Origin of the sequence: Patiriisocius sp. Uisw_047 (assembly GCF_047730165.1) — a bacterium.
Taxonomy (GTDB): domain Bacteria; phylum Bacteroidota; class Bacteroidia; order Flavobacteriales; family Flavobacteriaceae; genus Patiriisocius.
The window spans coordinates 1,739,036-1,754,140 of the sequence record NZ_CP159834.1 but is presented as its reverse complement, the minus strand read 5'-3'; the positions used below and the strand labels follow the sequence as shown (position 1 = coordinate 1,754,140).

3 protein-coding genes are annotated in these 15,105 nt (G+C 41.0%); all 3 read right to left on the bottom strand.

From position 1 onward, the window contains the following. Positions 1 to 225: 225 nt before the first annotated feature. A complete protein-coding gene (locus ABXT71_RS07730; RefSeq protein ID WP_415370752.1) occupies positions 226 to 1,800 on the bottom strand; it encodes an OmpA family protein in 1,575 nt (524 codons plus the stop codon). An 18-nt stretch (positions 1,801 to 1,818) separates the two neighbouring features. Further along, a complete protein-coding gene (locus ABXT71_RS07725; protein ID WP_415370751.1) occupies positions 1,819 to 2,736 on the bottom strand; it encodes a type IX secretion system membrane protein PorP/SprF in 918 nt (305 codons plus the stop codon). Positions 2,737 to 2,801: 65 nt separating this feature from the next. After that, positions 2,802 to 15,098 (bottom strand): gliding motility-associated C-terminal domain-containing protein, encoded by a 12,297-nt coding sequence (locus ABXT71_RS07720; RefSeq protein ID WP_415370750.1) that lies wholly within the window; start codon positions 15,096 to 15,098, stop codon positions 2,802 to 2,804. Positions 15,099 to 15,105 lie beyond the last annotated feature (7 nt).

Genomic DNA, 15,105 nt, shown 5'->3' with positions numbered 1-15,105 from the left:
GAAGCAAATATCCAAAACGTGATTTTAACCAAGACACTGTGTTATAGTATTGTTTTTACTTATTTGTATCAAATAACGCTTTTGCGAACAAGCCTAGCTCCTTGTAGTGGTTACTTACTTATTTTGCTTGCTAAATAAAACGATTCATTGAAATACAAGGGGAAACTATAAAAGGGACAAGCCTTAAGATTTGTCCCTTTTATAGTTTCCCCTGCAAAAAAATAATTAATTATATCTAATAATTACAAATTCAGTTCTTCTATTTAATTGATGTTCTTCTTCAGAGCAAGATTTACCATCAGAACACCAATTAACTAATTGTGTTTCTCCATAACCTCTACCAAATATTCTTGTTCTATCTATGCCTCTAGATGTAATATACTTTAAAGATGAAGCTGCTCTTCTACTAGATAAAGCCTCATTATATTCATGTGAATATCTGCTATCTGTGTGAGAACCTAATTGAACAATCATCTGAGGGTACCTTTTCATAACGGCAATTACCTTCTCAAGTTCAATAGAAGCATTAGGTCTAATTTTCGATTTATTTAAATCAAAATAAATTGGATCAATTTTTATAAAGTCTTTACCATTTATTTCAACAATACCTTCGTCCATCAATTCTAGCGTAAAATCTAATTCAAAATCAGCTTCAGCTGTTGTGATAAATTCTTCGCTATCCTGGCTACACCCTTTTTTTGTTCCTACTACTTTATAGTTGGATTGACACTCAACTGTAAAAGCAAATCTTGCATTATCACCAGTCTTCACTTTTTCAATTATAACTCCATCTTTATATAAAGTAACCATTGCTCCGGCAAGTAAAGCACCAGATCTTTTATCTCTGACTACGCCATTAGCATATTGCTCACAAACTACAGTTTCTTTAAAATAATAGATATCATCGTCGCCTTTACCACCGTCTCTATTTGAAGAAAAATATCCTGACAAGGTCTCCTCATCTATTATGAAAGCAAAATCATCTTTGGTACTATTTATTCTATTTCCTAAGTTCTCAGGGTTTGAATATACAGTTCCATTTTCAGAAATAATACTCTTGTAGACATCTAGATTACCAAGTCCTGTTCTTCCATCAGAAGAAAAGTAAAGGGCACCACTCTCACTAAGGTAAGGAAACATTTCACGACTTCTGGTGTTAACAATAGGACCTGCATTTATAGGTGATCCATAACTACCACCTTCAGATAACTGCACAAAATAAATATCTGTGTTTCCTTCGCCTCCCGGCATATCTGATATAAAATAAAGGGTCTTGCCGTCTTTACTTAATGTAGGATGACCTACAGAATACAAATCACTGTTAAAGGTCAATTCCTCAAAGTCACCCCAAGTACCGTCTTCTTTAAGATGCGCTCTTAGCAATTTTAAATGATTCATACCATCCTCATCCTTTTTGTATTTCTTGCCAAAATAATTGTTACGCGTAAAGTATACTGTCTTCAGATCTGGTGTAAATGCAACATTAGACTCATGGTATCGCGTATTGATTTCAGAAGAAAATAAGGTACTCCCTAAAATATCTCCATTTTCAGCTACAAAACCTAAATACAAGTCTAGATAGGGTTGAGAATTTTGTCTCCAAGTGCGGTTTCTTACACTTCTTATTTTTCTAGAGGAAGCAAAAATCACTTGATTTTTTCCATAATAAGAAACTCCAAAATCTGAATTCTTCGTATTTACATCAGTTAAGTGTCTAATCTCAAAACGATCTTCAATTTGAGATGAAGCAGTAAAGCCTACTAATAGAAGAAAGACTATAAATAAAATATTTTTTTTCATGTGATTGGGTATTAATATTTAGAAAAATCTTGGACTCTTTAGTTTATTATTCAGAATATCAAAGAACAATAATATTTCATGTGATCCTGAGTTGTAATCTCCAAGATTTGACACTGTGTAATCGTAAGCATAGCCCGCTCTAAAACCAGGAGATATTTGAAAACCGACCATAGCACTTATTGAATCATCAAAACGATACGAAAGTCCTAATTCAAATTTATCCCGTAGTAACATATTAGCAGATACATCTAAAGATACGGGTGCACCTAATGCTGCTTTAACCATCATTGAAGGCTTTAGTTTAAGCTCATCAGATAATTCAAATACAAATCCTGAGGTTAAAAAGTAATGCATTTCTTCTGTTGCTGTGCTTGCAATTCCAGCATCATTATTTAGACGATCACTTTCTATAATATTTGGTACGGAGAATCCTAAGTAAAATCGATCTGTATAATAATAAGCTCCAACTCCAATATTTGGAAAGACCTCGTTTACATTATTAGATAAGACATCGCTAAACTCAGGGTCGTTTGGATTTAACGAAAGTAAGTTTACGTTCAAGAATGATGCTCCAGCTTTCAAACCCAAAGCTAAGCGTCCAAATTCGGACGTTTTAAGCGTATAGGAAAAATCTCCAAAAACATTTTGCTCTTGAACTGGCCCATAAGTATCAGCAATTACTGATAAACCCATACCAACATTTTTACCTACAGGGCTATTTAAAGAAAACGTTAATGTTTGAGGAGCTCCTTCGATCCCTACCCATTGAGTTCTTCCTAGCATACCGATGCTTAAATTGCCCCTAGACCCTGCATACGCAGGATTTAACACATTCATATTATACATATACTGTGTGTATTGGGCATCTTGTTGTCCAAATACAGAGGTAAAGGATATCAGGAATAATACGCCCCAAATTAATTTATAATTTTTCATAAAACTATACTCTTAACATTAATATTAGAAAGGAGATTCATTGCAATCTTCTTCTATACGTTAGTTTATCTACTTAAATATATCCATCCCGTTTGCGGCTTTCTATCTTCATCATTAAAATACAAGATGTAGTAGTATGTCCCAGCAGGCAACATTTCTTCTTCAGCTATATTCCATCTACCATCAGAAAAACCTTTCCACCATATTGGCTCTGAACTTGAATTTCCATTGTGCGCGTAATCGTATATTACATTACCAAACCTATTGAAAATCTCCATACTGAAATTTGGATAAAGGGCTTCTAAGTTATCGATGCTAAATTTATCATTCACCCCATCACCATTAGGTGTAAAAACATCTGGTATTTTAATGGCTACATTAGGAATTACTACTACTTGAGAATAATCATCCTCAGTAATAATGCCGTTGTCTGGTGTAGAATCAACATCTTCTTCATTTGCTGAAATGACCTCTGTTGTGTTTAAATATTCTCCCCTTGACAATACTGACACCGTAATGTCTAAATAATATGTTGCGCTATTCGGTACATTTGCTACGGTCCAAACACCTGAGTTTTCATTATACGCGCCTACTTCTGCAAAAGAACTTACAAAATCATATCCAGAAGCTAAGATGTCAATAACTTCAACACCAGTTGCATCACTAGGACCGTCATTGGTAACCTTGATTGTAAAGGTGATCTCTGCATCTTCTGGCTCAGGAGTCATATTATCCACCACTTTTATTACTGATAAATCAATTAATGCGATTGGGCTTGTCTCTGCACAATCACTATTGTTTGTAAGATCTGGATCTACTTTGTTCGAAGCAATAACTTCAGCACAATTCATATAAACGCCAGATGCATTGACCATTGCTGCAATATCTAAATAAAGTGTATCTCCAGAAACAATAGATTCAATTGTCCATATTCCCGTAATAGGATTGTAATCTGGGCCAGCATTACTAGAGATGAAAGTATAACCGGAAGGTAAAAGCTCCATCACTGTTACACCAGAGGCGTTACTTGGTCCATTATTCGCTAATGCAATAGTAAATTGAACAGTATCCCCAACATAAGGAGTAGCATTATTCACTACTTTAATAATTTCTAAATCAGCTTGAGAAATAGGATCTGCAGTTGCACAAGCAATATTATTACTTAAGTTTGGATCTATTTCATTTAAACTCGATATCGAAGCACAGTTTGTATAATCCCCATTGGGGTTAACTACAACCGTGATGGTTAACGTTTCCGAAGTGCCACTAATAATCATTGGTATAGACCAATTACCCGTTACTAAATCATACGTACCCGCTGAAGTAGCGATCGTTGCTGTTGTTGTGTCATAACCTGAAGGTAGGATCTCCTGAACAATTACAGATGTTGCATCACTCGCTCCTAAATTAGCTACAGTAATTACAAAGTCAACCGTATCACCTACATCCGGAGTATTTGTACTCACGGTTTTAGAAATAGCTAAATCTGCACAGTCTGAAACCGTAAATGGAATTTCTAAAGTATTTGAATTACAACCTGTATTGATATCACTTAAGACAGCCCATATACTTCCAGATGCTGTAAATACATCTAAAGATTGCCAAGAGGCTCCAGCAGCGGTTGCAGGATTTGCAGCTACCGTTAAGCCTGCATTGCTGTATATTTCTATTACTTGATTTACTCCTACCGGTCCTTCAAATTCAATTGAAATAAATTCATTAGTACATAATTCCTGATCAATGCTCTCAATAACTAAATCATTTGGAGCTTGATTAATAGTAACTGTAACTTCTGCGCTATCATCAGCACACGGAGCTGTTCCACTAATAGTATAAGTATAAACTCCTGCTGCGTCTAATGCTGGATCAAAGAATCCCGTTCCACTAGTTAATATAGGTGTCCATGCTCCTCCTGCATCCGGTGTCCCAACTAAACTATCAAATAGATTCACAGCCATACTGTCTGAACATATCTCTAGTAAACCAGCCTCTCCTGCGTCTTCTTGCAAAATAATATCTACCGTTACAAAGGATGTAGCATCATCACAATTACCTACTCCAGCCACTGAATACATATAAGTACCTGCAGAATCAATAGATGGATCAAAGAAGTCAGTACCACCAGCTAATGCTGGCGTCCATGTTCCTCCTGCTTCTGGTATTCCTCCTAAACTTAAGGTTAAATCTACTGCTGCTGAAATCTCACAGATTGTTAAATTCCCATTCTCTCCTGCATCTGGAGCTTCATTAATAACTACTGTTACATCTGCACTATCATCTGCACAAGGTGCTGTTCCTGTTATAGTATATGTATAAAGTCCTGCAATGTCTAATGCTGGATCAAAGAACCCAGTTCCACTAGTCAATGTCGGTGTCCATATTCCTCCAGAATCTGGAGCACCACCTAAACTATCAAATAAATTTACAGCCATACTGTTTGAACATATCTCCAGTAAACCAGCCTCTCCTGCGTCTTCTTGCAAAATAACATCTACCGTTACAAAAGAAGTAGCATCATCACAATTACCTACTCCAGCCACTGTATACACATAGGTACCTGCTGCATCAATAGATGGATCAAAGAAGTCAGTACCATTAACTAATGTCGGTGTCCATGTTCCTCCTGCTTCTGGTGTTCCGCCTAAACTTAAGGTTAGATCTACTGCTGCTGAAATCTCACAGATTGTTAAATTCCCATTCTCTCCTGCACCTGGAGCTTCTGTAATACTTACAGTTATTTCAGCACTATCATCCACACATGTTGGTATTCCGTATACAGTATATGTATAAACTACTGCTGCATCTAATGATGGGTCAAAGAACCCTGTACCACTAGTTAAAGTTGGTGTCCATATTCCTCCAGTATCTGGAGTACCACCTAAACTATCAAATAGATCAACAGGCATACTGTCTGAACATATCTCTAATAATCCATTATCTCCTGCATCCGCATTTGGTTGTATCCCATCATCTTCATATGTGAAGAATGCCGAAGTAGCAGTACACGTATCTAAATTCTCTGCTGTAATCGTATAAACCTGTCCATCTGTTCCGCCACTTACGACTCCTGCTCCATCAACAGTTAAGCCTGAAGCTGCAGAGGTATACGTTAATCCTGCATCATAATTGCTTACGGCAACAACAGCGGCAGTATTACAATCTGCTGGTATTACTGTAACCATGGGTGTAACTGGTGCGGCTAATTGCGCATCGTCATCATATGTAAAGAGTACTGAAGTAGCACTACACGTCGCTGCATTTTCTGCTGTGATCGTGTAACCTTGTCCATCAATTCCGCCAGTTATTACTCCTGCCCCATCAACAGTTAAGCCTGCGGCTGCAGAAGTATAGGTTAATCCTGCGTCATAATTGCTTACCGTCATTACAGCGGCATTACCGCAATCTGCTGGTGTTACTGTAACCATTGGTGTAGCTGGCGCGGCTAATTGAGCATCGTCATCATACGTGAAGAGCGCCGAAGTAGCAGTACACGTATCTAAATTCTCTGCTGTAATCGTATAAACCTGTCCATCTGTTCCGCCGCTTACGACTCCTGTTCCATCAACAGTTAAGCCTGAAGCTGTAGAAGTATACGTTAATCCTGCATCGTAATTAGTGATCAATACTATTGTTCCACTAGTACAATCTGCGGGTGTTATTGTAATCATCGGTGTAGCTGGTGCCGCTAATGAAGCATCGTCATCATACGTAAAGAGTACTGATGTAGCAATACACGTCGCTGCATTTTTTGCTGTGATCGTGTAATCTTGTCCATCAACTCCGCCAGTTATTACTCCTGCCCCATCAACAGTTAAGCCTGCGGCTGCAGAAGTGTAGGTTAATCCTGTGTCATAATTGCTTACCGTCATTACAGCGGCACTATCACAATCTGCTGGTGTTATTGTAATCATCGGTGTAGCTGGTGCGGCTAATTGAGCATCAGCTTCATATGTAAAGAGTACTGAAGTAGCAGTACACGTATCTAAATTCTCTGCTGTAATCGTATAAACCTGTCCATCTGTTCCGCCGCTTACGACTCCTGCTCCATCAACTGTTAAGCCTGAAGCTGTAGAGGTATAGGTTACGCCTGCATCGTAATTCGTAATCGATACGATCGTCCCACTAGCACAATCTGCTGGTGTTATTGTAATCATCGGTGTAGCTGGTGCAGCCAATTGCGCGTCGTCATCATATGTGAAAGATGCTGAAGTACTAGTACACGTATCTGCATTTTCTGCTGTGATTGTATAATCTTGTCCATCAATTCCGCCAGTTACGACTCCACCTGCACCCACCATCAAGCCTGAGGCTGTAGAGGTATAGACTAATGCAGCATCATAATTACTTACGGTAACGACAGCGGCACTAGCACAATCTGCTGGTGTTACTGTAATCATCAGCGCAGCTGGTGCTGCTAATGGAGCATCATCTACATATGTAAAAAGTGCTGAAGTAGCAGTACAATTAACAAAATTTTCTGCTGTAATCGTATAAATTTGCCCATCTGTTCCACCCGTTACTGCTCCGCCTGCGCCTACCATCAAGCCTAAAGCTGTGGAGGTATAGATCATGTTTATATCATAATTCGAAATCGATACAATAGTCCCACTAATACAATTCGCTTGTATTATTGTAATGATTGGTGTAGCTGGTGCTGCCAATTGCGCATCGTCATCATATGTGAAAGATGCCGAAGTAGCAGTACACGTATCTAAATTCTCTGCTGTAATCGTATAAACCTGTCCATCTGTTCCGCCGGTTACGACTCCACCTGCGCCAACCATCAAGCCTGCGGCTGTAGAGGTATACATCAACGCTGCATCATAATTGGTTATTGTAACGACTGCGTCAGTATCACAATCTGCTGGTGTTACTGTAATCATCGGCGCAGCTAGTGCTGTTAATGGAGCATCATCTTCATATGTGAAGAGTGCCGAAGTAGCAGTACACGTATCTAAATTCTCTGCTGTAATCGTATAAACCTGTCCATCTGTTCCACCGGTTACTAATCCCGCAGCATCAACAGATAAGCCTGAAGCCGAAGAGGTATACGTTACGCCTGCATCATAATTTGTCACCATTACTACAGCGGCAGTATTACAATCTGCTGGTGTTATTGTAATGATCGGTGTAGCTGGTGCAGTAGGTGCGGTTAATATAACTGGATTTGAAGTATTGATCACTTCACAAGTTCCATTATTATAACGAACTCTTACATTATATGTACCTGGTGCTAAAGTCGTGAAGTCGCCACTTGCACTCCAGTTATTTCCACCATCAATTGAATATTCTAAAGTTCCTGTTCCACCTGTTGCGGTAATGGTGATTGTTCCATTATCTATATCACAATTTGTTGGATTTGTTGAAGTAACACTATTGATAACTGGTTGCTGAGGTGCATTTAAAATAACATCTGCATCGCTTATTATACAAGTGCCATCACCACCATTTCTAACTCGGATTTGGTATGTTCCTGCTGTTAAACCTATGAATAGGTCAGATGACTGCCATGTTGTGCCGCCATTAATTGAGTATTGTAATGCACCTAAACCAGATGCTGAAATTGTAATTGTTCCATCAACCTCACCACAATCTGTAGGATCAGCTGAAGCTACATTCATAATTGATGGTGCTACTTTATCTGTTAAAATAACGTTTGGAGCAGTTGTAACACAAGATCCATCACTATTTCTAACTCGGATTTGGTAAACGCCACCCGTTAAACCGGTAAACGCTCCACCATTTGCTTGCCAAGTTGCACTTCCATTAATTGAATATTCTAAAGGGGCAGTTCCGCCTGTTGTTGAAATGATAATTGTTCCATTTGCTAAACCACAATTTGTTGGATCTGATGAAGCTACGTTCGTAATTGATGGTGCAGAAGGCGCTGTTAAATTTACAGGATTATCTGTACTTGCAGTTTCACAAGAACCGTTTGCATTTCTTACAAATACGTTATATGTTCCTGCACTCAATCCTGTAAAAGAGTTAGATACTTGCCAGTTTGTTCCACCATCAATTGAATATTCTATTGATGTTCCTGTTGCCGTAACGGTGATTGTTCCATCATTAATTCCACAATCTGTTGGATTAGAAGCATCAACTTGAGTAATTGCTGGAGCAGTAGGTGCCGTAATAATTTTATTCGGTACACTTACCAGACAAGTGCCATCAATATTTCTAACACGAATTTGGTATGTGCCTGCTGTTAAACCTATGAATAGGTCAGATGCTTGCCAAGATGTGCCGCCATTAATTGAGTATTCTAATGCACCTAAACCAGATGCTGAAATTGTAATTGTTCCATCAACCTCACCACAATCTGTAGGATCTGTTGAAACTACGTTCATAATAGATGGTGCTACTTTATCTGTTAAAATAACGTTTGGAGCAGTTATAACACAAGATCCATCACTATTTCTAACTCGGATTTGGTAAGTCCCACCTGATAAAACAGAGAATGTATTTGATGCTTGCCAAGTTGCACTTCCATCAATTGAGTATTCTAAAGGAGCAGTTCCGCCTGTTGCTGAAATGGTAATGGTTCCATCTGCTATACTACAATCTGTTGGATCTGTTGAAGCTACGTTCGTAATTGATGGTTCCGTAGGTGGTGTTAATACAATAGGATTATTTGTACCTGCAGTTTCACAAGTGTTTCCTGTATTTCTTACGAATAGATTATATGATCCTGCTGCTAATCCACTAAAGGTAGCACTTGCCTGGTAAGTCGCTCCAGCATTAATACTGTATTCTACTCCAGCTTGTACCGTAAAAACTATCTCTCCTGCGTTGGCATCTGCGCACGTTGGTGATGCTGTTACACTTGCAACTGGTGCATCTGGTGCATCTAATGGAGCATCGTCATCATATGTGAAAGATGCTGAAGTACTAGTACACGTCGCTGCATTTTCTGCTGTGATTGTGTAATCTTGCCCATCAATTCCGCCCGTTAGAACTCCGCCTAAGCCTACTATTAAGCCTGGGGCTGTAGAGGTATAGGTTAATGATGCGTCATAATTTGTTACGGTAACTACTGCTGCTGATGTACAGTCTGCCGGAGTTACGGCTACTAGCGGTGCATCCGGTGCTGCTAATTGTACATCTGTATTATTTGTAAAGGCTGCTGAAGTCGCTACACATGTTGCTGCGCTTGTTGCTGTAATCGTGTACATATCACCATCAACTCCCCCTGTTACGATTCCGCCTGCGCCTACCATCAAGCCTGGGGCTGTAGAGGTATAGGTTAATCCTGCGTCATAATTGCTTACGGTAACTACTGCTGCTGATGTACAATCTGCCGGAGTTACGGTTACTAATGGTGCATCTGGTGCTGCTAATTGTACATCCGTGTCATTTGTAAAGGCTGCTGAAGTTGCTACACACGTTGCTGCACTTGTTGCGGTAATTGTGTACATATCACCATCAACTCCCCCTGTTACGATTCCGCCTGCGCCTACTATTAAGCCTGGGGCTGTAGAGGTATAGGTTAATGATGCGTCATAATTTGTTACGGTAACCACTGCTGCTGATGTACAGTCTGCTGGAGTTACGGTTACTAATGGTGCATCCGGTGCTGCTAATTGTACATCTGTATTATTTGTAAAGGCTGCTGAAGTCGCTACACATGTTGCTGCGCTTGTTGCTGTAATCGTGTACATATCACCATCAACGCCGCCTGTTACAATTCCGCCTGCGCCTACCATCAAGCCTGGGGCTGTAGAGGTATAGGTTAATCCTGCATCATAATTTGTTACGGTAACTACTGCTGCTGATGTACAGTCTGCCGGAGTCACGGTTACTAATGGTGCATCCGGTGCTGCTAATTGTACATCTGTATTATTTGTAAAGGCTGCTGAAGTCGCTACACATGTTGCTGCGCTTGTTGCGGTAATTGTGTACATATCACCATCAACGCCGCCTGTTACAATTCCGCCTGCGCCTACTATTAAGCCTGGGGCTGTAGAGGTATAGGTTAATGATGCGTCATAATTTGTTACGGTAACCACTGCTGCTGATGTACAGTCTGCCGGAGTTACGGCTACTAGCGGTGCATCCGGTGCTGCTAATTGTACATCTGTATTATTTGTAAAGGCTGCTGAAGTCGCTACACATGTTGCTGCGCTTGTTGCTGTAATCGTGTACATATCACCATCAACTCCCCCTGTTACGATTCCGCCTGCGCCTACCATCAAGCCTGGGGCTGTAGAGGTATAGGTTAATCCTGCATCATAATTGCTTACGGTAACTACTGCTGCTGATGTACAATCTGCCGGAGTTACGGTTACTAATGGTGCATCTGGTGCTGCTAATTGTACATCCGTGTCATTTGTAAAGGCTGCTGAAGTTGCTACACACGTTGCTGCACTTGTTGCGGTAATTGTGTACATATCACCATCAACTCCGCCTGTTACAATTCCGCCTGCGCCTACTATTAAGCCTGGGGCTGTAGAGGTATAGGTTAATGATGCGTCATAATTTGTTACGGTAACCACTGCTGCTGATGTACAGTCTGCCGGAGTTACGGTTACTAATGGTGCATCCGGTGCTGCTAATTGTACATCTGTATTATTTGTAAAGGCTGCTGAAGTTGCTACACACGTTGCTGCACTTGTTGCGGTAATTGTGTACATATCACCATCAACGCCGCCTGTTACAATTCCGCCTGCGCCTACTATTAAGCCTGGGGCTGTAGAGGTATAGGTTAATGATGCGTCATAATTTGTTACGGTAACCACTGCTGCTGCTGATGTACAGTCTGCCGGAGTTACGGCTACTAGCGGTGCATCCGGTGCTGCTAATTGTACATCTGTATTATTTGTAAAGGCTGCTGAAGTCGCTACACATGTTGCTGCGCTTGTTGCTGTAATCGTGTACATATCACCATCAACTCCCCCTGTTACGATTCCGCCTGCGCCTACCATCAAGCCTGGGGCTGTAGAGGTATAGGTTAATCCTGCGTCATAATTGCTTACGGTAACTACTGCTGCTGATGTACAATCTGCCGGAGTTACGGTTACTAATGGTGCATCTGGTGCTGCTAATTGTACATCCGTGTCATTTGTAAAGGCTGCTGAAGTTGCTACACACGTTGCTGCACTTGTTGCGGTAATTGTGTACATATCACCATCAACACCGCCTGTTACAATTCCGCCTGCGCCTACTATTAAGCCTGGGGCTGTAGAGGTATAGGTTAATGATGCGTCATAATTTGTTACGGTAACCACTGCTGCTGATGTACAGTCTGCCGGAGTTACGGTTACTAATGGTGCATCCGGTGCTGCTAATTGTACATCTGTATTATTTGTAAAGGCTGCTGAAGTCGCTACACATGTTGCTGCGCTTGTTGCTGTAATCGTGTACATATCACCATCAACACCCCCTGTTACGATTCCGCCTGCGCCTACCATCAAGCCTGGGGCTGTAGAGGTATAGGTTAATCCTGCGTCATAATTGCTTACGGTAACTACTGCTGCTGAGGTACAATCTGCCGGAGTTACGGTTACTAATGGTGCATCTGGTGCTGCTAATTGTACATCCGTGTCATTTGTAAAGGCTGCTGAAGTCGCTACACACGTTGCTGCACTTGTTGCTGTAATCGTGTACATATCACCATCAACTCCGCCTGTTACGATTCCGCCTACGCCTACTATCAAGCCTGGGGCTGTAGAGGTATAGGTTAATGCTGCGTCATAATTGCTTACGGTAACTACTGCTGCTGAGGTACAGTCTGCTGGAGTTACGGTTACTAATGGTGCATCTGGTGCTGCTAATTGTGCATCTGTATTATTTGTAAAGGCTGCTGAAGTCGCTACACATGTTGCTGCACTTGTTGCTGTAATCGTGTACATATCACCATCAACTCCGCCTGTTACAATTCCGCCTGCGCCTACTATTAAGCCTGGGGCTGTAGAGGTATAGGTTAATGCTGCGTCATAATTGCTTACGGTAACCACTGCTGCTGAGGTACAATCTGCTGGAGTTACGGTTACTAGTGGTGCATCCGGTGCTGCTAATTGTGCATCCGTGTCATTTGTAAAGGCTGCTGAAGTCGCTACACACGTTGCTGCGCTTGTTGCGGTAATTGTGTACATATCACCATCAACTCCGCCTGTTACGATTCCGCCTGCGCCTACCACCAAGCCTGCAGCTGTAGAGGTATAGGTTAATGCTGCGTCATAATTGCTTACGGTAACCACTGCTGCTGATGTACAGTCTGCTGGAGTCACGGTTACTAATGGTGCATCTGGTGCTGCTAATTGTACATCCGTGTCATTTGTAAAGGCTGCTGAAGTCGCTACACACGTTGCTGCGCTTGTTGCTGTAATCGTGTACATATCACCATCAACTCCGCCTGTTACAATTCCGCCTACGCCTACCATTAAGCCTGGGGCTGTAGAGGTATAGGTTAATGCTGCGTCATAATTGCTTACGGTAACCACTGCTGCTGAGGTACAATCTGCTGGAGTTACGGTTACTAATGGTGCATCTGGTGCTGCTAATTGTGCATCTGTATTATTTGTAAAGGCTGCTGAAGTCGCTACACATGTTGCTGCGCTTGTTGCGGTAATTGTGTACATATCACCATCAACTCCGCCTGTTACGATTCCGCCTGCGCCTACCACCAAGCCTGCAGCTGTAGAGGTATAGGTTAATGCTGCGTCATAATTGCTTACGGTAACCACTGCTGCTGATGTACAGTCTGCTGGAGTTACGGTTACTAGTGGTGCATCCGGTGCTGCTAATTGTACATCCGTGTCATTTGTAAAGGCTGCTGAAGTCGCTACACAAGTTGCTGCACTTGTTGCTGTAATCGTGTACATATCACCATCAACTCCGCCTGTTACGATTCCGCCTGCGCCTACCATCAAGCCTGCAGCTGTAGAAGTATAGGTTAATCCTGCATCATAATTTGTTACGGTAACTACTGCTGCTGAGGTACAGTCTGCTGGAGTTACGGTTACTAATGGTGCATCTGGTGCTAAACAATTTTCTATAAAGTTATTTCCACTGTCTGTCTCTCCTGAAACTAATGATACAGGTATGGTGTCATTCGTTGTACTTCCATCATTTGTTTCTAAATCTTCTATTCCATCATTTATAGCATCCCCATCACTCACATTCGTATAGTCTGTTGGTTGTACCTCTTCTATTGTATAATCACCCGGTGAAACAATAAAACTATAACTACCATCAAAGGCGGTTGTAGTTGTAAGCACAGGTGTAACTGGGTTTCCGTCATCTAAGTTTAATGTAACTCCTGGAATTGGGTTCCCGTTATCATCTTCAACAATACCGCTTATAATACCTGCACTTGCAGATTGTATTGTTACTTGGTAGTCTTCTACCTCACCAAAATTGTCTAACCCATCACTTCCTGCACTAAAATCTCCTACTCTAAAACGAGCAAAAGTGGGTTGCGTACTTATGGCATCTGAAGGAATAGCAACTGAATAGTTAGTAGCACCACTCGCAAAGAAAAACTGATTTGTTATAATTTGCTCTGCTGCATCATCAAAATCGCCATCTCCATTCCAATCAATCCAAGCATTTAAAAACCCGTTATTAGAACCATTGTCATTATTTATAGTTAATTCAACGGGTATATCTACAGTGGTTCCGAGTACAAGCACTGGAAAAACCACCCCGTCTTCATCATCCTCTGATGCTGTTACATCTCCATCGGTATCGTTTATATCATCACTGTCAGCTGCTGCTGATGGCTGATTTGCCGTTTCTGGATCTACAGAACTACCTAGGTATATGTATTTTGTATAATCACCACCTGTTCTGTAGATATTAACTTCATGAGAAGCTGCTCCATAGCTTATTGGTGCATCTCCAAAATCTGTTGCCAATACATATGTAAATGAACTTACGGCATCATCTGATGCATCGTTAAAGCCATTTGTATATGGTGGTGGTTGAAGATTTGCATTAAACCCATTTGACGCTGTTGAAAGAGAAGTATTATCTGTAACCTTATATGTAATGGTTATATCTCCAGATGCGTTTCCTGGAATATCTTGATTTTGAACCCCTCTATAGCTAGTAATAGTCGCATCATATGTCCAATCAAAATAGAAAAGCCATGTTCCTCCCATTGCGGCTAGAGGATCTAGATTATCTGGCACTCCTTTAGAAAGAGTTACAATCAATGCCATTTCCTGACCTGTGACAAGGTCAAGTTTTGTACTTCCTGTATTACCTAAATTGAATGAAACCAGCCCTGTACCATTAAATTCTGTTGGTAACATAGGAGCTGGGGATACAATTCCCTGGTTCACATACGGGTTATAACTCTGTGCACCTGCAAACAAACCTGCAAACAATAAACCCACTATTAGTAATGCTCTTTTCATCTTAATC